This window comes from Microcoleus sp. F10-B2, from assembly GCF_036704965.1.
Classification (GTDB): Bacteria; Cyanobacteriota; Cyanobacteriia; order Cyanobacteriales; family Microcoleaceae; genus Microcoleus.
In genome coordinates this window covers 34,847-55,170 of sequence record NZ_JAUBTB010000004.1, presented here as the reverse complement: position 1 = coordinate 55,170, position 20,324 = coordinate 34,847, and the positions used below count along the sequence as shown (strand labels likewise).

Sequence of the window (20,324 nt, the reverse complement as noted above, 5' to 3'; positions counted from 1 at the left end):
GAATCAGAAGTTATGCCCTTTTCGATTTTCGATTTTCGATTAAAGAATTGAGAATGACTAATGAAGTTCGCGGTTGGGAACTCGCCTACAGTTGCATTATTTTTAGGAAATGGTGTTAAAGAGTTTCTAATTCACTCGCCGTGAAAAGTTTGGGGAATCGCTCAGCAATCTCAAAAATCCCAACTATTTTTGGTCGCTGCGCTTCTGCCACTCCTGATATTTTCTGGTTTCTGCTAGGGCTGGATTGATACCAAACCAGCGACCTTCTCGATCGCGGTATTCAAAGACAAACATACTTCGCAACAAGATTTGAGACTCTTCTTCGCCGGTTACACTTTGTCGGTTGACGACTTGAAACAGCAGTTCCCATTCCATGTCATTGATGGCTGCCAAAAGGTCATCGCGATATTCTTGAATGACGCTTTCGAGACATTCGCTAGAGAACGGCGGGTCTTCGTGCTGCAAACAGCTATACAAAAGCATCAGTAGATTGCGAACGTGACCGCCGCTAATCCGGCAAAGCCTGTCTAAAGTTTCGGGTGAGTCAAATACTTTGGAAATCAAATCGATGCGTTGAAGGGGAGCAACTGTGGGGAAAGCTCTAGCCAATACTAACTGTCGCAGCAGTGCCATTCCTTCGAGGTGGTCGTCACCCGATCGCATTTGCACCGGTACCATCGGCATCACCTTGGGTTTGACTCCAAATCGACTGGCGAGGCGGCCGAAGTCGTTGGAAAAAATCAAAGTCAGGGGAATCGTGTAGACGACGTGGCAATTGAGTTTTTTCAACTGTTCGCCGCGGTCTAAAAACAGGTATTCTGGCTGGGTGCGTCCGCTGGGTTTGAGGGAGGCGTCGAGGCGGTCGAGGTTGTCAACGATGACTGCGAGCCCTTTTTTGCCTTGGTGCTTGAGTTCGGCGTTAGCTTTGTTGAGGAGTTCTTCGTTGATCGACTGCAAGATGCTGTTGGTGCGGGGTTCGAGATATTGCCTGAGTTGCGATCGCAGTTTGGGAGAGTCTTTAGTTTTAGCAGTAACTCTAGCAATACCTACAGATAACTCGGCTTCCGCTGACAAATCTATGGGAGTCTGCAAAAATTCTGCCACTTCTGCAAACAGATTCGTAAAATAGCTCGGTCTGAGTTTGATTTTAGCCGATTCCATAGTTTCGCTGACTTGGCGGGCAATGCTCAGCAAAATATCGCTGATGTCTACATCCCCCATGTCTAAGTCTTGGGAAGACTCGAAGTAGACGACGCAAAAACCCTCTTGCTCTAACTCAGCTTTCAGTCGAAACAATTCCGTGGATTTGCCGCACCCGATATGGCCTGTAAATAGCTGACAGGTTGGCTCGTCAGGGGAGATACGGGTAATGGTTCGCTGTAAAGATTCAATGATTTTCCCACCGCGCACGGAACCAAAATCAATGTAGTATTGATAATCTCCTGGGTCTCCCGCAACAAGGGTCTTGCTCGGGTTGCAGGCTTTATAGAATCTGTCTAATTCGAGTGCGATCACAATTGAAGCCGAATAAAAGTTAAAAAAGTTAATCGAAAGTCTAAACTTTCGTTAGTTGAGTTTAGTTTGATTTGTAACCTTTTGCCCTGTGGGGTAAGGCCCTAAATACCCAAAGAACCTTGATCTGGCAAGGGGTTTTCCCGGCGCGGGAATTGGGAATTTTTAATTAATAATTTTTTATTACTTAATGGGATCAGTGATATTACTGATATTGGCAGGAGGTTGGGTAAATTTGCGGGGATCTGGTTAAATGGTAGGGGAAAACAGGGCTCAAGAGACAAAGATTAAACAGTTTTGAATTTGTGTTAATCCTTAATTACTATATTGTCAAGACGTAGATGGCTAGTTTTGGAGCGGTTTCTCAAACAGAGTTAGGGCGCAGGCGCCAAAAGTTGCGACAGCAGAGGCGCGCTCGATTGGCGGCTGTTGTGTGGCAAATGCTGGCAGCGAGCGCAATGGCTGGAGGTTTGCTGTGGTGGATTGCTCAGCCGGCTTGGTTGATTGCCCGATCGGAACAAGTGAAGGTGGAGGGCAATCAGTGGCTGTCGGATAAAGCGGTGCGGTCTTTGGTGCCGCTGTCTTACCCGCAGTCGCTGTGGGGGATTCAACCGCAGGCCCTGGCCGAAAAGTTGGAGTCAACGGGGCCCATCGCCAAAGCTAAGGTGACTCGCAACTTGTTTCCCCCGAGTTTGACTGTAGAAGTGGCAGAACGCCTGCCGGTGGCGGTGGCGCAGCCGACAGCGGTGTTGAGATCCAACAGCGACAAGGAAAAAGTGGGGTGGCTGGACGCTCGCGGAGGTTGGATGCCGTCGGATAGTTATACTGCTGTACGATCGCAGAATAGTTCGATCGGGCCCGGCAGCATTCCGGGAACGCAACCTCAGCGTTCTTTGCCCACTTTAAAAGTCATCGGACCTTTGGAACAGTATCGCGCCTATTGGCCGAAGTTTTACCAAGGACTCAGCGGCTTGACGGTGAAAGTGTTTGAGATTAATTGGCAAAACCCGAACAACTTGATCTTGAAAACAGAGATCGGTACCGTACACTTAGGGCCTTACAGTTCCAAGACTGCGGAGCAACTTAAGGTTTTAGACCGAATGCGACAATTGCCAAAACAGATAGATTCAAGCAAAATAGCCTACATTGACTTGAAAAATCCTGCTTCGCCGATCGTCCATTTGCCAGAACTCCCCCCCAGTTTGGAGAGTTCAACTCCCGCACCCACTCGCGCCCAGAATTGATTCTCTGTCAACAGAAGGTAGAAGGTATCGATCGACAGGCAGAATTTTTGCCCACCAGGATCGATAGGCAGGGCTTGCAATCAGCACAGTTTTTGGATAGCACCCCGCGTTTGGGGCTAGTATCCTTTTTTTTCCTTCTGCCTTGCTTACAACTGCCTTAATCCGGTCAAGTACCTGGATGGCGTCAAGCGAGGTCTGGGCTAGCGAGGTCGGCCAAATCCGAGATTGCTAACATTAAGCATCGACCAGTGTTAGTTTTTCGCGCAACTTAGCCTATAGTTGATTGTGAATTGGCGTTTAGTTAAAAAGCTGTAATCTACTATCCCCGACTCTAATGAAGCTTAATAATAGACAGGGGTCTGACCAAGACAGTCCCCCTTCGGAAGAAGTAAAAAATTTTCCGGTGGCTGCAGATTCCGCCAATCCCTTTAGACGCAAGTCTGGTTATGTAAATGTAGATAGTATTGATATCGATCCTATGGTCAATCCCAAAGACATAATGCCCAGCAGCGCTGCCAAAATCAAAGTAATTGGCGTCGGCGGTGGTGGGGGCAACGCCGTTAACCGGATGATTGCTAGCGAGGTTTCTGGTGTCGAGTTTTGGTGTGTGAATACGGATTCCCAAGCTCTAGTTCTCTCAAATGCTCCGAAACGCTTGCAAGTCGGACAGAAGTTGACGCGCGGTTTGGGGGCGGGGGGCAATCCGGCGATCGGTCAAAAGGCTGCTGAGGAATCTCGCGACGAGGTTGCTAATGCTCTGAATCATGCGGATTTGGTGTTTATCACGGCCGGCATGGGCGGCGGTACGGGCACGGGCGCAGCTCCGATCGTGGCTGAGGTGGCTAAGGAAATGGGCGCCTTGACTGTGGGCATAGTGACCCGGCCTTTTACGTTTGAGGGACGGCGGCGCACCAGCCAAGCTGAAGAAGGGATTGCCGCTTTGCAAACCCGGGTGGATACGCTGATCGTAATTCCTAACGACAAGCTGCTGTCTGTGATTTCGGAACAAATGCCGGTACAAGAGGCTTTTCGAGTTGCTGACGATATCCTGCGCCAAGGGGTTCAGGGTATTTCTGACATTATTACTATTCCCGGTTTAGTGAATGTTGACTTTGCTGACGTGCGGGCAGTAATGGCTGATGCGGGCTCGGCTTTGATGGGCATCGGCGTGGGTTCTGGCAAGTCGCGGGCTAGGGAGGCTGCGATGCAGGCTATTTCTTCGCCTCTGCTGGAAGCTTCGTCTATTGAGGGCGCTAGAGGTGTGGTGTTTAACATCACTGGCGGTACTGACATGACGCTGCACGAGGTGAATGCGGCGGCTGAGACGATTTACGAGGTTGTCGATCCGAATGCCAATATTATTTTTGGAGCGGTGATTGACGAGCGGCTTCAGGGCGAAATTAAGATTACTGTGATCGCTACTGGTTTTTCCGGGGAAGTTTCCCCGCCTCCGACTCCGGGGCGGACGCAAAATGTTAATGCTCCTTGGCGGGCTGCAACTGTGCCGGTGACTCCTGCTCAACAGACGCCCGATCCGAAAGCGAAACCGCCACAGGATTTGGGATTGGATATTCCTGAGTTTTTGCGCAACCGTCGCCCGCCAAGATGATTTTAGATTTTAGATTTTAGATTTTAGATTGGGGATTTGGCGATTTTGGATTTTAGATTTTGGATTTTAGATTGGGGATTTGGCATTGAATCTCCAATCTCCAATCTAAAAAATCTAAAATATCGAGCATCTAAAATCAAAATCTAAAAAATCTAAAATCTAAAATCTAAAATCTAAAATCTCCAAGGTTTGGCCTGGTTCGGGTTCGAGGAGTTGGGTGGAGAGTCCCGATTTTGCTAGTAAATCGCGAAATTCGGGGATGCTGCCGATCGATCGCACTAACATTGGTAAAATGCCTGTGGCTCGGATGTCTCCCGCCGCTGTAGGCAGGAAAAACCGAGGTTTGAGTGTTTGAGCGAGGCTGAGGGCTTCCGAAGGGCCGATGATGACTTGTCCCAGGAATGGGAAGATTTGACCGATGACTGGGGCGATGGCTACGTCTACTGTGTCTATTTTCTGTTTGACTTTTTCTAATGGTGGCAGGTGCGGTTCGTAATAAAGTGTCTCGCCGCTGCTTAAATCTTTAAGCAAATAGCCGTTTTCTTCTTGTCCCGGCTGGATTTCGGCTCCGGGTACGGCGGTTATTTGTAACTTTTCTTTAAAATTTGATTCTTGCCAATTTGCTAAAGATGTGATATTGGTGTAGCCTAAACTGCTGAGGACTTTGGCGGCGGTGGGTGAGGCGATCGCGGGAATTGTGCGATCGAGCTGTTCGAGTGTTGGTCGGTGGCAGTGGTCGTCTAATCCTTGGGAAATCAGGATGAGGTCGATCGGCGGTAAGGTGCTGGGAGTGAAGGCGACGGGGGTGTTGTGGTAGGCGGTGAACAGCCAGGGTTGACCGTAAAATACGAGGGGATCGATTAGCCAGGGATCGACGAGGATGGTTTGGCCTGCGATGTGGAAGATCCAAGAGTTGAGGTCGATTCGGGTGATTTTCACTGTTGTTTGCAATAATTCTTTACAATTGGTTTAATCATAGCTAATTTTGTTTGGGAATTTTAACCGTTTAGGAAGCACAGGCGGGACGCCCGTGCCACGGGGAAGCACAGGCGGGACGCCCGTGCCACAGATATGATGGGATGTGTCTGGGGAAAGTTTGCGTTTATCTGCGGTTGAAAAAGATGGTTAAATCGAGAATTCCTGTGGCTTTGACTGTGGCTGGATCTGACAGTGGCGGGGGGGCCGGGATTCAGGCGGATTTGCGGACTTTTGCGTTTCACTGCGTGCACGGTACGAGTGCTTTGACTTGCGTGACGGCTCAAAATACTTTGGGGGTGACGCGGGTAGATGCTTTGTCTGCGGAGGCTGTGGCGGCTCAAATTGAGGCGGTAGTTGGGGATATTGGGGTGGATGCTGTGAAAACTGGGATGCTGCTGAATCGGGAAATTATGGCGGCGGTGGCTTCACAGGTGAAAGCTTTAGGAATAGGGAATTTGGTTGTCGATCCGGTGATGGTATCACGATCGGGCGATCGATTGATTGATGACGGGGCGATCGCTTTTTTGCAGGATGTTTTGATTCCAATGGCTGCTGTCGTGACTCCGAATCGGTTTGAGGCTCAGATTTTGAGCGGTTTGCAGATTGATTCTGTGGATGATATGCGATCGGCTGCGGAGAGAATTCACAGTTTGGGTGCGAAAGCTGTTTTGGTGAAGGGCGGCGGGATGGCGGGAGATTTGCGGGGGATTGATGTTTGGTTTGACGGTACGCGGTTGGATGTGTTGAAGACTGAAAATGTTGATACTCCCAACACTCACGGGACTGGTTGTACTTTGAGTGCTGCGATCGCCGCTAATTTAGCATTAGGTAAAGATTTATTGACAGCGGTGACATTGGCTAAAGATTATGTTACTACTGCTCTCAAATATGCTTTGGATATTGGGGAAGGTCAAGGGCCAGTAGGTCATTTTTTCCCACTGTTAAAGGAAGAAGGAAGAGGGAAGAAGTCAACAGTCAGTTAATTTCTTAATTTCTCAGGCGATAGAGCGATCGCCACCAAGTCTTCGATTTTCTTAATATTCGGATCGCCGGCTAAATAACCAATCCCTCGGTGCAAGTGGAGGCGAAACTGTTTGGCTAGAGTTTCTTTTTCTGTGCCTAAATTGTCTTGGTGACAGCGCTGCTTGAGGGCCATTATCAAGATATCGGCCATGTCGCCGCCGAAGACATCCCAGCTTAATTCGACGTTGCTGTCGCTGGGAATTGGTACTGGCGATGGGATGCTGGGTTCGGCGAGCGATCGGCAAAATCCCCACCTGCATAGAATATTCCACTGATCGATTTTGGTCGATCGTTTCAGTTTTGATAGTTGGTCTTTGCCGGTTTGGGAGAGGCGGATGCGATCGACTGGTGGTTCCATGAGTTTGAGATGGTTTGGTATATTGTAAAAAGTGTTAATATTGGGGAAGCAAAGCCTCTAGATAACGAGAAATAATTAACATTTTTTTACACGGCGCGACTTGATTAAATCGGTTTTTTTTGGTATTTTGATTGTAGTAGGATTTATCCTTAATAATGGGATGGTGGCAAAAATAAAATTTTCGCCACCATCCCATTATCCTATATATACTACCGCAACTCCCCAGCAAAGTCAAGGGGGTTGCGGCTATTTTTTAGCCTGAATTTTCATTCCCAGAAGTAACCTTTTTCGACGGTGGTTTGGTGTTTTGCGGAGTCGTATTTGAGGAGGTAGCTGTGGGCGATCGCCTCTAATTCTTGGAGTTTTTCGTATTCTACTTTTCTAATTTCGGTGTCGGTAGAAAGCAGGATGACTTGGTGGCTGGCCGAGGGGAAATAGCGTTCGACTAGGTTGTTTCTGTGGGAGGAGTCGAGGCGGCCCAAGGGAGTGTCGATCGCCACTGGCAATTGTCTCCCGGATACTCTCGCCAATCCCCACAAAAAGGCGATCGCCAGCAATTGTTTTTCCCCGGCTGAAAGTCGGTGTTTGGGTACCGGTTTGCCTTCTGGATCGTAAATGGAGAGGCTAAATGTTTGAGTGTGGATCGCAACTCTGTGCACGAGGTCGGTTTTGTGCAACAGGTAGCGGAAACAGTCGGTAATTTCTATTTCGAGTTTGTTGAGTTTTTTGAGGGTGAGTTTTTCTTTAAAGAGTTTCAGGGTGGCTTGGGCTTTGGCGATGGAAGCGATGACGTGTTGGCTGTTTCTGATGGTGATGTATTCGCTGCTGTAGTTTTCTAGTTCTTTTTGGTTTTTGGCTAATTCTTTCTCTAATTCATCGACGCGGCGGTTGGCTGATTCCAAGGCTGCGGCTGCGATAGCGACTGCTTTTTGGGCTTTCCTGACTTCTTCTTCTAGTTTTTCGTAGGCTTCGGGGGAAGCTGCGGTTGCCAGTTGTCTGTCTGTGAAGTCGATTTCTGCTTCGATGCTTTTGATTTCTTCTATTTGATCGCGGGCTAGAATTTGCTGGGCTTTGATTTGGTAGCTAAGGAGGTTTTCTAGTTGCTGGATGCTGTTGTTGTCGGCGTTCATCCAGGGTGGGGAGTCTGTTCCGGCTTGCTGTTCGAGTTCTTGGTTTTCTTGGCGGATGAAGTCTTGAATTTTATCTAGCTGTTGGGGATTTAACGAGATTTCCGCGATGTAGTTGAGAAGGCGATCGCTTCTTTGTTTAATAACATTTTGGGCAATCTTTGCTTGCTGCTGGCTGGCTTCTGTTTCTGCTTGAATTTTGGCTTCACTTAGCAAGGGCGAAATTAGGGCTAGTGGTAGCGTATTTGATGCCAATTCCATCATGGCTTGACGGGTTTTATCTGCCTGATTTCTGTAGTCGTTTAGCTGTCTGTCTAGTTGACTGCGATCGGCGGCAATTTTTCCGCCTTCAAAAATAAACTTGTCTGATGCTTGTTGCTGATTTTTTTGAGCTTTATCTAACTCGTTTTTAAAGCTGGCTTGTTCTTGCTTAGCTGAGTCTATTTCATCACTAATTTTCTTAAAAGTTTGTTCTATTTTCTCTAAAGCAGCCAAGTCTTTTTTGCCAGCAATTTCTTTCCGCTTGCGGCCGGCTAATATTTCTAAATCGACGGCGAGGCGTTCTGCTAATTCTAAACCTAAAAGAGATTTAATCGCCCCGACGACAAACTCTGGCGGTGTTTCGAGTTCGGCGAGTTCTTTTACTTGTTCGCCGTCAAACAAAAATAGGTTGGATATTCCGACGGGCAAAAGGGTTTCGATGTATTCGTCCCAAGTGTTAGTAATCGCTTTGTCCGACCACCAATCGCTGACAATTTCGCTGTATATGAGAATGCTTAGGTTGTCTTTGATATCTAGTTTTTTCCAGTATCTAACTATTTTGAATTGAGCTAATTTGTCATCTTGGACTTGTTCAAATGTTAGTTCGACGCGGGTATCTTCTAATGGGGGTGTGTGGCGGTTGACGCATTGATTGAGAAAGTCGCTGTAGCTTAAATTGCCTCTGGTGGAACATTGGGCGCGCCCACCGTAGAGGGCGAGGCGAATGGCGTCCATGAGGGTGGTTTTGCCGCCGCCATTCATGCCGCCAAATAAAATGACTGGGCAGGGATTTCCGTCTTTTTCGGGGCGGAGATTGATGGTTTGGGTGCCTGCATAGGGGCCGAAGTTTTTGAGGACGAGTTCGAGGAATTGCATTGTAGATGTAGATGTTGTTGGTTGGTGGGGGGGCGGTTAGCAAGGGAGTTGGTAGCGGATTTAACGGATGGGTGGTTGGTGGGGGGCGGTTAGCAGCGGATTTAACAGATGGGTGGTTGGTGGGGGTGGTTAGCAGTGGATTTGGTAATCACCCACTAATCATCCGTTACATCCGTTACAAAATCCGTTGCTAACCGTCCCCCCCCTTTGCTACCAATCAATCACATCGGTTGAATCTTCCTCCTGGTTCTGGGGCGGAATGCTGGGAGGTAAGGGGAGTTCCGCATCTGTTTCTTCATAGGTTGCTGAACTTCCTCTTGTCCAACCCCTGCCACTTGTTTTCGGCGTCCACAAGTATGGTTGAATATGTTTCTGCCAACCTTGTACAGATTTTGGTGGGAGGATGCGGTGATATTCTAATTTGCTGCGTCCAAAGTTTATAAATAAACCTACTTGCGCTCCTGTAGCTGCTACGTAAGCTATTATTTGAGCTTTATCTTTATCGGTCATTGGATAATTTACGGCTTTATCCTCTACTACAATACCTTGATTCACCCAATGGTCTAGATAGAGGATTCCCATCCAAACTTCACCGTCGTAAATTTGTCGGGGATACTCCATTTCTGTTGTTAAACCGGATTCTATCATTTCTGCCTCAAAGGCTCTTTGGTAATGTTTTTCTCTTAAACCTTTTTGCGTCCTCCGGTGTACTCTCATTGCACAGCCGATGATGCTGTATGTAATATCCTGATGGGGAATATTAGGATTAATCATGGTCGTAAAAATTTTGTAATTTAAACGATAAGGGTTGGGTAATAATGAGGTTAGTTGACAGCCTATTGTATCCGATCGCTCGGCGGGGTGGCTGTCAACAAGTTTGGGTTTAACCGCAGGCTAGTGCGTGCTAATCGCTAGGTTTTTCCCCTCCTGAATGGGGCGGTGAAAATTTGATGTCTGCCCAAGATAGCTGTCTGCTTTGATTGCTGTTGCTTTCGAGTTCTTCTTTAAGTTTGGCAATATCAACGGTATCGTTTTTGGCGGAACTGTTGGTTTGGGCGATCGCATCTTTGAATTGCTGAATGTTTTCCGTCGGATTTGCTTTAATATCTTCCACCGCTTTTTTTAAATTGCGTTGATAGTGGGCGTTGCCAATTGCTTCTTCCTTCGATCGCGAACTGGTTTCAAAGCATTTGTCCAAATCCGCGTAAATGCCTGTACGGCGGGGTTTCGTGTAGTATTGGCGTTCTGTATCGAGGAGTTTTGCCATCAATTCGAGGTGCATTTTGTCCTCACTGCAAATCTCTTCGATCGCAGCCCATTCATCGCTACCGAGGAGTTTTCTTTCAGCGGCGGGACGGGAATCTTCAAAAGGTTCGCCCGTGACTTCTTCGTAAATCCGGGGTAAAGAATCGTCGAATTCGTGCTTTTCTTCCAGCCAAATGCGGCGGATTTCGCTAAGTTCTTCTGGGGTAATTAAGGTGATGTCGCGCATTTCTAGGGGTGCGGTTTTGCGGATTTGGGTTTGTGCTTCCAAGACTCGTCTCAGCCAGTGTTCTCGCCAGAATTTGGTGTAGGGCCCTGGGATGGGTTCGACGGAGGTTGTGTCGTCGCCCATGTTGCGTTCAAACAGTTCTACTCTACCGTAGATGCGTCGGAAGTCTCTTTTTGGGCGATCGTCTTTTATGTCTAATTCGTTGCGAATATCGAGGAGAGGCTGCATCCATTCTTTTTCCTCATCGTTTTGAATCATTGCCTCCATAGATTTGTCTTGGCTTACCATTGTGCAAACCCAGCAGCCAAAGCGAGAACTGCCACAGCTAGGTGTAGACGTATCGACAACTAAAGGACATTCATTGTCTGCTGTTGCGCCTCGATACATGGTAAATAAATCTTTGTTGCTATTTTCCCAAGGATTAGGCCACTGATTTAGATAAATCCAGACTTCATCAGTTCGCCAATCTTCTATCGGACTATAAATTAGGGAATTAGGCAGACTAGGACTCTGATAAAGCAGAGATTTAATGGAACTAGATTTATCATTTAGACGGTCACTCATGCGACCTATTTCATGTTTCTCCATTGAAACAGCGCGTTTAATGCTTTCAGCTTTGCGAGTACCCAATATAAGAATTACTTCTCCATTGATTCTCACCATATCACGAACAAACCGATTAGAAGGAAGAATTTTCAGGCGTTCAGTACACCAGCGAAATCCATGTCTCGGTGCTGGGTAGCCTTTTCCCATCAAGTTGACCCAGAAAGTATCTTTGACATCTGGATAAAGCATATGAGGCTCTATTGGGAGCTGCTGTTTTATAGCCGCAGACTTCATCTGTTTTAATGACTGACGTACCCAAGTAGAAACTATCGGGTTCTCTACCAGTGTATCTGTGGTAATTACATAAATTTTTTTCGTCCTTTTTTCAGGTGGTAATTCTGCTATTGCATACCAGATAAGCTGCACTACCGCAGTGCTGTCTTTCCCACCGGAATATCCTAAAACCCAAGGTAGATCATCTAAACAATATAAATCTCTAATTTCTTGACTTAATTTTTTTATTTCTTCCACTAAGTCCCTAACGGTACGGGGTGGAAAAAGTGGTAGCATTGTTTCTGTCATGTCTTCAACCTCAGTTACTTTATTAAGCTCTAAATACATTCCGCCGATGCCATTCTAGCGATTCAAGTCTTGGTAAATCTTGGTCGGAAGTGGGCAGGAGAATAGTTTCACTATGAAAATCTTTCATACATCTGGCATTGGGGGATTCCTCTTCTAAGTCATTAGCGACGATAATTCTGTAATTATCATCTATAGCAAACCAACCCTGGTCAAAAGCCCAATGATGATTTTTGCACAATGATATCCCATTATTAATTTGATTATCATAAAACTTTGAAAATGGCTTAATATGTGATCCATCTACAATATTTTGAGTTAGATTTCTGATAACTTTCAATCGACAAAATGCACACTTGTAATCATATGTATGTACTACTGCTTTCCTGAAAAAAGCATTTCTAACAGCAGATTTTGTTAAATAAAATCTCGGTTCTCCGTCAGTAACTTCGGCTGTAGCCGACATTTCTCTTTCTGTGTGACTAACATTTTCAAACTCTTGATTGACCTGCAATATCTCTCCAATATCGTCTCTATTTGATGAAAACCATTTAGCAACCAGTGTATCTATTAGTTCCGCTCTAGAATTTTGGTCTTGGAGTAAATCGAATAATTCATTATCCCAACTACCGTATTCTACAGCTTCTCTTAGCTTGTTAGTTGTTTTAGGCTTTGAACCGTTAAATCCCGATTTCAAGGTTTTATGCCAGAATCCATCACCTTCCAAATGCCAAAATGGATAGTACAAACCACGATTGTGAGAGTCAGAACCTAAAATTTCCCAATACTTGTTAAATGTTTTAACCAAGGCATCCGAAACATAAATTCGATTTTCCCTAATTATTCCTTGAGCAATTAGATCGATGATTGACAATAGTAATATTGGCTTATGATTAGCTTGGCCACGTTGGCGTGTATTATTTACATTAAGAGCTGCAAAACGTTGGCGATAGTATGCTAAATTCTTATTTGGGGACTCTTCTCCAGTAGTCATTTTCTCCTCCCGCTATGATTAAATAAAATCCGACCGGAAATTTTACACTCTTGTCAACAAAAAGTTAAGCGCAGGCAAAACCATAACGCAGAAACTAGACAATTTAAGCAGTGTCAGCAGACTAAAAATTAATTTTATAGCCTATACAGGAGATAATTATATCACTGTCCGCGTGCATCTGCGGTTAAAAAAATCATCTCTCACCCCCCAAATCAAATATGTCCTACAGCGACTTCAAAACCATCGACCAAGCCGTCTCAACCCTGGATCTAACCGTTGAAGACATTCCCCACTTATTCAGCCAAATTAGCCCCCTCGCACCTTCAGAACGCCTCAAAGAAACTCTAGACGAAGCTTTAGACTTAGCCTCAAGTATCAGCACCGAAAAAGCTCGATCGGAATTAATCATTACCCCCATTCTACTCGAAATACGGCGCACTTTCAACAACAAAATTGGCTACTTTTCCGGCAACACATTTAACGTAGAAGAGAGCAAAGGATTAACCGGGGCTTGTGACTTCCTCCTCAGCGCATCGAGCAATCAATCATTAGTTACAGCCCCAGTCTTGACATTAGTGGAAGCCAAAGACAACGATATTAGAATAGGATTGGGACAGTGTGCGGCTCAGATGGCAGCAGCTCAAATATTTAATGCCCGCAAAGGGCAAGAACAATCCGCAATTTATGGAGCAGTTTCAACTGGTACAAACTGGAAATTCCTAATTCTAGAAAATCAGTTGTTAAAAATTGATTTGACTGAATATTTTATTACTCAGCTAGACCAAATCTTGGGCATTCTTGCAGAACCATTCAGACGCTATTTTAATTAGCCTAGTTTTTGGAGGCATTTTGGCGCTGCAATTACAAACGCAGGTGGCACGGGCGTCCCGCCTCTGCTGTATCTGCGATTTCCAAACCCAACTTCATCTTCAAATAATCACTCATCCAACTAACACTCGCCCTCGACTTAGAAATCCCCCCTTTCAACAAAATCCCTCCATCCCAATCAGGATTAGAAATCGACCAATCAACCTGCTGCAAAAGGCTCAAACGTTCCTCCCAACTCTCAGGAAAAACCGATCGCAAAGCCGCCCCAACTTCCCCCAAACTTTCAAGCACAACACTGTGACAGTGCACGCAATCCCGGCGCATTTCCCCCGCCGCCACTTGCTTGTGCAGAACTAATTGCCAATCTGGAATAAAACTGCTAACCGCATTCCAATAACTAACCGCCAGTTGTATTTTTTGAGCAATTTCTTCCTCTTTCTGTTCTTTTTTGGTGCGAGAACCAGAGGGTTTTGGCTGTTCGCTGCGGTGAATATTAGACAGCAAAGCCATAATAGCACGATCGATCGCACTCAGCGCAAACAATTTGTGCGATCGCCCGTTCAAACTCCCCCTCTCCATCTCAGTCAAACACCGGAAAACCTCAACCTGCTTAACAACAGCCTTCACCACAAAAGCGCGATCGTCCCGGTGGTTGTAAAGTACACTTAGCGACGACTCCAAAGGAACTTGAAAATTATTCAAATCAGCAAACATCTGCTGCGATTTTTCCAACCCAATATCGAGAAACAAAATCAGCGCCACCGTCTCATATCCCAACTGTGGATTTTCCCTCAAAGCCATCTCAAAAGCCGCCCGACGATGCTGTCCGTCATTAATAGTAAACTTAGCATCCATCGGCACCCGCAAGCGACCGATTTTCCGTTCCTCTGCCTCATTTCCCACAGCTTCAAAAGTAATATCCGCATCAATCGAAGCAGCAATTGCCCCACAAGTATAATTTGTAGGATTCTTAACAAAATAATCAGCTATTTCGGGAATCCTAGCTTTGTTAAGCGCGCGTTTCGCCCGCATAGACGGCGGCAAATCTTCAGATTCAAAGGGAAACAATTTCGGCAAAAAACGCACCGGACACATCGACACGTAATATTCGCGGCCCGCTTGAATTCCCCGGATCACCGGCAAAATGTATTCAAAAGAAGGAGTAGACATATTTTTTTTGTGAAACCGCAGATACACGCCAACTTTCCGCAGATGAATAACTCTTATCTGCGTCTATCTGCGTTCATCTGCGGTTTAAATAAATAAATCCTTGACATCGTGCAATAAATATGATAAGCAGTCGGGACTTTTCTTCGATAACTCAAGTATTTCACAAAAATTTTTAAAAAACAAGAGTTGACATAATTTTTAACTCATGATATTTTTGAAAAATAGCCTAATTATATAAAAACAGCCAATGACTACCAGCCCAGCGGATGACCTCGCTAGTAAAATATTAGAAAAAGAAAATAGCGACAGACAGGAAATCGCACTTTTATTAGATAATTATTTAGGAAAGGACGATCGCATTTTCGTACAAAAAACCCAGATGGGAAACAGCGAAGCATACATCGGTTCAGTCACCCTAGAATGGTTAGACTCTCGCGTCCGTTTCGCCTCCCAAATGCCGCTTTTCCGCCAAAAATTCGACCTCCAAACCAACAACATCGTCCGCGACGACGAAACCATTGACGAAATTATCCAGCGTCCCTTAGATTGGTCGCGCCAAGCAGCCCTCACTCAATACTTAGCCGCCCGAAAATCGCACAAATTCCCCGCAGTTTTAGTAGTAGTCAGTCCCCCGTGGGTAGACAATCCTCTAGCCGAGGAATGGGATAAAAATGGCATAGCAACCAAATCCGCGACTGAATTTACATCCTTTGATAAAAACGAGAACTTAGGGCTTTTGAATGTTTCTAAAGAAGTGTTGATTTTTGCCTTAGACGGCCAGCATCGGCTGATGGGAGTTCAAGGTTTAATGAGTTTAATTAAAACCGGAATCCTGCAAAGATACAACAAAAATAAAAAACCTGTCGGCGCTGCAATAACTCTGGAAGATTTAGCAGAAGAGTATCAAATCGACCCCGAAACAGTGTATAAATTAGCTCACGAAAAAATCGGGATTGAGTTTATCCCGGCGGCGGTAGCGGGGGAAACGCGGCAGCAAGCACAACGGCGCGTGCGATCGATCTTTGTGCACGTTAACCTCATGGCGGTAACGCTGAGTCAGGGCCAGCTAGCATTATTGAACGAGGATAACGGATTTGCGATCGCCGCCCGAAAAATTGCCGTCACCCATCCTTTATTAAAAGAACAAGATGACAGAAACCCCCGCGTCAATTGGGACAGCGCCACAGTCGCAGCAAAATCAACAGTCCTAACCACATTGCAAGCGCTGCAAGATATGTCCGAACGGTATTTAGAATACAAATTCCCTCATTGGAAGCCGGAACGAAAAGGTTTAATTCCCATGCGTCCCGAAGATGAAGAACTAAAAGAGGGAATTGAAGAGTTTAAAAAATTGTTCGATCATTTAGCAACTTTACCCAGCTATCAAAGAATTGAAAGCGGCGAAGAAACGGCAGAATTGCGCCGATTTAGTTTTGAAAAGCCAGGGGGCGAGGGAAATATTTTGTTCCGTCCAGTCGGTCAAATTGCTTTAGCTAATGCTTTGGGAATTTTAGTATTTAGAAAGAAACTTTCCCTGAAATCTATTTTCGACAAACTCCGCAGATTCGATGTCGATGAAGGATTTAGCCACATGGACAATCCTGAGTCTGCCTGGTACGGGATTTTGTACGATCCGAACAAAAAGCGAGTGCTAGTTTCTGGAAAGGATTTAGCGACGAAGTTAATTGTATATTTGGTAGGGGGAATTCAGGACGATATGGAGCGAGCTCATTTGCGGCAAGCGGTAGCGGAAGCGAGAACTTTTGAGGATAAAGCTATTAGTTTTAACGGCCGATTTGTGCAGCCGCAAGAGGTAGGATTGCCGCCAGTGCTTAGCTAATTTTTTATGCTGATATCTGCACCAGTCAGGGATTGAAATTTAGGAGTATTTTAAAGCGCGATCCCTAAATTTCGATCCTAGTTAACGTTATTTCTTGATTATGATTGTTGCTGATTGCGGAAGCTATCGATAATGTCATTGATTTCTTCAACGGCGACCGTTTCTTGCTCAGATTTGGCATAGATGATGAGCAAGATGAAACAAGTGGTTGATGTGACTTGATAAATAATGCGATAGCCTCCACTTTTTCCTTTACTGATGTCGCTGTTTTTGGCTCTTACTTTGAATACGGTGTAGCCCGTACCGGAAATGCGATCGCCTGGACATTCGCCTGCTTGCAACTGCTGTAGGAGAGGTTGCAAGTCGGTTTGAATTTGGCGATAGCGTTTGGCGAGGGTTCGGAGTTGGCGCTTGAATTGATCTGCAAACAGAACCTGAATGCTGGGTGGTTCAGACATCAATACCATCCCAAAGTTCTGCGATGGGGTGAACTTTGCCGTCTTCTACTTCCTGAAGCGCAATCCGAAGGCTGTTAAGGATATCTTCTTTAGATATATCTTCTTCGTCTTCTTGAAACAGTTGGCGTAGGGATTGCAAAATCAGGGTTTCGATCGGCAGGTTGAGTTGGCTAGCTTTCTCAAGAAGTTGCTGTTCTAAGCGATCGGTAATGGTGAGGTTAATTTGCATGGGGTGTGCCTCTCAATTTTATTAGATGGCTAACTGCTGCGACTTCTTGCCGCTTCTAATTTGCGACGGATTGCAGCTTGAACTTTCTCATCAAAATCTGGATCGCTGGGACTTGCAATAATCCTCAGCGGATGCTGATTGATTCTGTCCAAGTACGCCTGAAAAGCGGCTCGATTTCCACGATGTTTAAGAAAATACTGTTTTAATTCAGTATTCGACATTGCATTATAGTTAACTTGGCTCATCAGCAAACTCCCCATTGGGTAAAATCTGGAACTCAAGCTCTTCATCGTACCCAGCCAATATGTATACGTTACGAGTGCGATCGTCAACACAAATCAGATGTATAGGCTGAAGCATCGTGTAGGTCAGTTGATAACTGATGCGATATAAACTCTCTAGCTGGGCAGCAGTAGGCATTGAGGTCAATCACTCCACCTAATACTTATTTTAACATATAGCTTAAGGAAACTTGCATATTTCTATTATCACTTTTAGCAATTTTTGTCGCTATAAAAATACTACAGATCGCGATTTTACCAAAGTTTCCCTCTCAATTTACATACATTATACCGCTTTATTTCAACAAAATAAGTTCTGCTGCTACAGGCAAATGATCCGACTCGGTTGCCTCCAAAACGGAACTCGATTTAGCACCCCAATGCTGGGAATACCAAATATAATCAATCCGGAAAACCGGATAATTTAATCTCCAATTCGACTTTTTTACCAAGAATTTAAGTTCCCAACCGTGAGGCCAGGTAAAACCAAACCCAAATCCAGATTTTCGGAAAGAATCTTGCATGACTTTCTGCACCCTGTCATAGTCTTGAGTTTCGTCTGTCATATTAAAATCGCCCGCGACAATTACTGGCAGAGTTTCTCGCTCAACTCGCTGCACTAAGTCTTGAATTTCAGGCGATCGTTTGTCATATTTGTAAACTGGAATTTTGAGAAAACGCCATTTTTTAGATAGTTTCAACCACGGCCCGGTAGCTTGCATATTATAAATCACTACTTCTTGTTCGTTAAATTTAATAATTGCCCGCTGCTGTGTTTCTGGATGGTTCGCTAAGTGCAGTATTTCGCTAGATACAATTGGATATTTACTGAGAATTCCTACAGGGTGAGTTCCAATTTGATATGGGTAGTCTCCTTTTAACCAGGTAAAAACTCTTTGGGTATGTTTCTTAACGATTTCTTGTAAAAAGATAATATCGGGTTTTTGCTGGTTAATCAGTTTTAGTAAAGTAGGTGACTGCGTTTTATACCAACTGAGGTTGTGAGATAAAACTTTGATGGTGGGCTGCGAATTTGTGATGTTTATTGGTTGTGGGCTAAAGTATTTGACGTGCAGCCAACTTATTAGCAGAAGGCAGGCGATCGCAGAAATAACAGTGAACCATCTTTTTTTGATGATTAACCAGCCGATGATGGGAAGCAGGAAAGTTGGGAAGAAAATTAATGGGCTAAAAGTGCTAATTAAGGCAATAATTCCTATTCTATCCCAAAAGATTAGTTTGAGAAGGAAATAGCAGATAATAAATGCTGAGTAACTGTAAGCAAGAAATTTTGCAGATGCCTTTAAGCATCTCTTGATTATATTTTTTGGGATGTGCTTCATTGGGAACCTATTAAAATAAAAACTTGCTTAAATCGAATTCTTCATTTGACCGATGTTGGTTGTCTCTTTCTGAAATCAAAACTAACAACAGGCGATCGGTATAATCCGCCGCGCCCCGCAACTCTTCGCGCAAAATTTCCAGTCCACCATTAGCATATTCTTCAAAAATTTGCAAGCGTTCTGCTTCCAATTTTTCGTCTAGATGGGAGAGAATTTGAGGATTTTTGGTTTCGGCGATCGCAATTAATTTAATCGCCATATCGTAACCCCTCGATACAAAAATATCAACATCTATCGCACCCGGTTCTCGTTTAGAAATTTCCCCCAAAGGCGATCGTTTTTTCCGCTGATTTCCCAAGGATGCGGCGAAAGCGATGACATCGGCGTAAGTCTGAAATGGCGCGGAGTTGTTATCCGATAAAGTTAATGATTTGACTAACTCGGCTTTATCTTTAGCAATTCTAATTTTGTTAGCAGCCATTGGGATTAATATGTAATTTTTAAGTGAGTAATTTGATAGAGTAACCGCAGATTTGAGGCAGATAAACACAGATTAACGCAGATAATTTTCAGAATGTCCGCAACAACATAATTTTTTGGGCAAAACCTCCTCTGGCTTCCCGCCGCTTGATTTGTTCGGCCAAAAGTCGATCGCCCGAAATGCCAAAACTCGCCATCACCGCATCTATCACCTCATACAAATCAGCCAATTCCGCCACCAAATCTTCCTCGTGGGCCTCTGCCACTTCCCCCGCTTCTTCAATCAATTTCTGCCGCAAAGCTTGACGGTATTCTGCCTCCGACAAAATTACAACCTCGCATTCATTCCCACTTTGGCGAATAATTTCAGGAATGCGATCGCGCACCAACTTATGATACTCTTTTTCCACGTCAAACTCCCTTCAACCTTGACTAAAAGTTTGAATCAACCAGCGATTAATTTCCCCGTCATCTTCTGTTTGACTCCGGTTCAAAGCTTCCTCAACTAACGCTATTTCTAAGCCCGGTAAAACCAGTGAATTTTGAATGATCCCACTCCCTCCCGCAGTAATAGCAAATGCAAATACAGCATTCGTATTTGCATTTGCAGCCCAATATTCTTGAACGTCAGAATGTTCGTAAATTAAGCGCTTTACTCCCAAATCATCGGCACTAGAAGACGATCCTATTTCCACCACTAAAGCTGGAGGTGCAAACACATCCAAATTAATTGGCGTATTGGTGCGAGGAGGCAATTCAAAATCGGCACCTATATAATAAGACAAATCAGGTTGAAATTCCCGAATACCTGTTTTGCGAAAACTGGCATTAATTAACTCGACTATTCGGATATTTCTAAAAGCAGTATAAAAATTGACAACTCTCGAAACTACTGAATTATGACGCCCGTGCAATGGCCCTACTGGTGACATTTCTACCCTCATGTGTCCTTGATAATAATAAAACTTGCCCTTTTCCCATGCTGAATCCTCAGCAAAATTTAGAAACTCTTCCCACGTCGCCTTCATCCAAATATCTGTTTCCAAAGCTTGCGTAATTGCCGAATTAGAAGCCATAATCCACCTCTACAATTTCT

21 protein-coding genes are annotated in these 20,324 nt (G+C 44.9%); 5 read left to right on the top strand and 16 right to left on the bottom strand.

Annotation, left to right across the window (positions count from 1 at the left end; translation table 11 throughout):
* Nucleotides 1-183 precede the first annotated feature (183 nt).
* Nucleotides 184-1,515, bottom strand: a complete 1,332-nt coding sequence (locus QUA99_RS02630; RefSeq protein WP_333239561.1) for an ATP-binding protein — start codon at nt 1,513-1,515, stop codon at nt 184-186.
* Between the two features lie 338 nt (nt 1,516-1,853).
* Here QUA99_RS02630 and QUA99_RS02625 point away from each other — a divergent pair, with 338 nt between their 5' ends.
* Together QUA99_RS02625 and ftsZ are read left to right on the top strand one after the other, a co-directional pair.
* Entirely contained in the window at nt 1,854-2,756 is a 903-nt protein-coding gene (locus QUA99_RS02625) for an FtsQ-type POTRA domain-containing protein (protein WP_333239559.1), read from the top strand.
* Nucleotides 2,757-3,090: 334 nt separating this feature from the next.
* A complete protein-coding gene (ftsZ, locus tag QUA99_RS02620; protein WP_333082420.1) occupies nt 3,091-4,365 on the top strand; it encodes a cell division protein FtsZ in 1,275 nt (424 codons plus the stop codon).
* Between the two features lie 159 nt (nt 4,366-4,524).
* On the opposite strand, the gene QUA99_RS02615 is transcribed toward ftsZ, so the two are convergent.
* Nucleotides 4,525-5,304: an MBL fold metallo-hydrolase gene (locus QUA99_RS02615; protein ID WP_333239557.1), complete on the bottom strand. Its 780-nt coding sequence runs from the start codon at nt 5,302-5,304 to the stop codon at nt 4,525-4,527.
* A gap of 182 nt (nt 5,305-5,486) precedes the next feature.
* On the opposite strand from QUA99_RS02615, the gene thiD reads away from it, so the two are divergent.
* Nucleotides 5,487-6,326 carry a bifunctional hydroxymethylpyrimidine kinase/phosphomethylpyrimidine kinase gene (gene thiD, locus QUA99_RS02610; protein WP_333239555.1) on the top strand — a complete coding sequence of 280 codons (840 nt, stop codon included), beginning with the start codon at nt 5,487-5,489 and terminating at the stop codon, nt 6,324-6,326.
* On the opposite strand, the gene dndE is transcribed toward thiD, so the two are convergent.
* From dndE to QUA99_RS02585, 5 genes are all read right to left on the bottom strand, one after another.
* Nucleotides 6,323-6,724, bottom strand: a complete 402-nt coding sequence (gene dndE, locus QUA99_RS02605) for a DNA sulfur modification protein DndE (protein ID WP_015179042.1) — start codon at nt 6,722-6,724, stop codon at nt 6,323-6,325. The two genes, thiD and dndE, sit on opposite strands and share 4 nt — an antisense overlap.
* Before the next feature lie 266 nt (nt 6,725-6,990).
* A complete protein-coding gene (gene dndD / locus QUA99_RS02600) occupies nt 6,991-8,988 on the bottom strand; it encodes a DNA sulfur modification protein DndD (RefSeq protein ID WP_333239553.1) in 1,998 nt (665 codons plus the stop codon).
* A gap of 210 nt (nt 8,989-9,198) precedes the next feature.
* On the bottom strand, nt 9,199-9,762 hold the full coding sequence (locus QUA99_RS02595; RefSeq protein ID WP_333239551.1) for a GxxExxY protein: 564 nt from the start codon (nt 9,760-9,762) through the stop codon (nt 9,199-9,201).
* Nucleotides 9,763-9,892: 130 nt separating this feature from the next.
* A complete protein-coding gene (dndC, locus tag QUA99_RS02590; RefSeq protein WP_333239549.1) occupies nt 9,893-11,608 on the bottom strand; it encodes a DNA phosphorothioation system sulfurtransferase DndC in 1,716 nt (571 codons plus the stop codon).
* A 22-nt stretch (nt 11,609-11,630) separates the two neighbouring features.
* Entirely contained in the window at nt 11,631-12,599 is a 969-nt protein-coding gene (locus QUA99_RS02585) for an HNH endonuclease (RefSeq protein WP_333239547.1), read from the bottom strand.
* Between the two features lie 218 nt (nt 12,600-12,817).
* Between QUA99_RS02585 and QUA99_RS02580 the strand changes: the two genes are divergently transcribed.
* On the top strand, nt 12,818-13,429 hold the full coding sequence (locus QUA99_RS02580) for a hypothetical protein (RefSeq protein ID WP_333239545.1): 612 nt from the start codon (nt 12,818-12,820) through the stop codon (nt 13,427-13,429).
* A gap of 31 nt (nt 13,430-13,460) precedes the next feature.
* Here QUA99_RS02580 and dndB read toward each other — a convergent pair whose 3' ends face one another.
* A complete protein-coding gene (gene dndB / locus QUA99_RS02575) occupies nt 13,461-14,597 on the bottom strand; it encodes a DNA sulfur modification protein DndB (protein WP_333239543.1) in 1,137 nt (378 codons plus the stop codon).
* A gap of 247 nt (nt 14,598-14,844) precedes the next feature.
* Between dndB and QUA99_RS02570 the strand changes: the two genes are divergently transcribed.
* A complete protein-coding gene (locus QUA99_RS02570) occupies nt 14,845-16,437 on the top strand; it encodes a DGQHR domain-containing protein (RefSeq protein WP_333239541.1) in 1,593 nt (530 codons plus the stop codon).
* Nucleotides 16,438-16,535: 98 nt separating this feature from the next.
* Here QUA99_RS02570 and QUA99_RS02565 read toward each other — a convergent pair whose 3' ends face one another.
* From QUA99_RS02565 to QUA99_RS02530, 8 genes are all read right to left on the bottom strand, one after another.
* Complete coding sequence (locus tag QUA99_RS02565) at nt 16,536-16,895, bottom strand: type II toxin-antitoxin system RelE/ParE family toxin (RefSeq protein ID WP_333239539.1); 360 nt, start codon at nt 16,893-16,895, stop codon at nt 16,536-16,538.
* Nucleotides 16,888-17,124, bottom strand: a complete 237-nt coding sequence (locus QUA99_RS02560) for a hypothetical protein (protein ID WP_333025532.1) — start codon at nt 17,122-17,124, stop codon at nt 16,888-16,890. The genes QUA99_RS02565 and QUA99_RS02560 overlap by 8 nt, the downstream gene beginning before the upstream one ends.
* Nucleotides 17,125-17,153: 29 nt before the next feature.
* Nucleotides 17,154-17,369: a DUF6887 family protein gene (locus QUA99_RS02555; RefSeq protein WP_333111772.1), complete on the bottom strand. Its 216-nt coding sequence runs from the start codon at nt 17,367-17,369 to the stop codon at nt 17,154-17,156.
* Nucleotides 17,356-17,544, bottom strand: a complete 189-nt coding sequence (locus QUA99_RS02550; RefSeq protein WP_333077086.1) for a DUF6888 family protein — start codon at nt 17,542-17,544, stop codon at nt 17,356-17,358. Before QUA99_RS02550 ends, QUA99_RS02555 begins: the two co-directional genes overlap by 14 nt.
* Nucleotides 17,545-17,701: 157 nt before the next feature.
* Nucleotides 17,702-18,748, bottom strand: coding sequence for an endonuclease/exonuclease/phosphatase family protein (locus QUA99_RS02545; protein WP_333239537.1), 1,047 nt, complete (start codon nt 18,746-18,748; stop codon nt 17,702-17,704).
* 10 nt (nt 18,749-18,758) lie between these two features.
* Nucleotides 18,759-19,229, bottom strand: a complete 471-nt coding sequence (locus tag QUA99_RS02540) for a DNA phosphorothioation-associated protein 4 (protein ID WP_333077092.1) — start codon at nt 19,227-19,229, stop codon at nt 18,759-18,761.
* 88 nt (nt 19,230-19,317) lie between these two features.
* Nucleotides 19,318-19,638 carry a nucleoside triphosphate pyrophosphohydrolase gene (locus QUA99_RS02535; protein ID WP_333239535.1) on the bottom strand — a complete coding sequence of 107 codons (321 nt, stop codon included), beginning with the start codon at nt 19,636-19,638 and terminating at the stop codon, nt 19,318-19,320.
* Nucleotides 19,639-19,650: 12 nt separating this feature from the next.
* A complete protein-coding gene (locus QUA99_RS02530; protein WP_333239533.1) occupies nt 19,651-20,304 on the bottom strand; it encodes a Uma2 family endonuclease in 654 nt (217 codons plus the stop codon).
* Nucleotides 20,305-20,324: the final 20 nt, after the last annotated feature.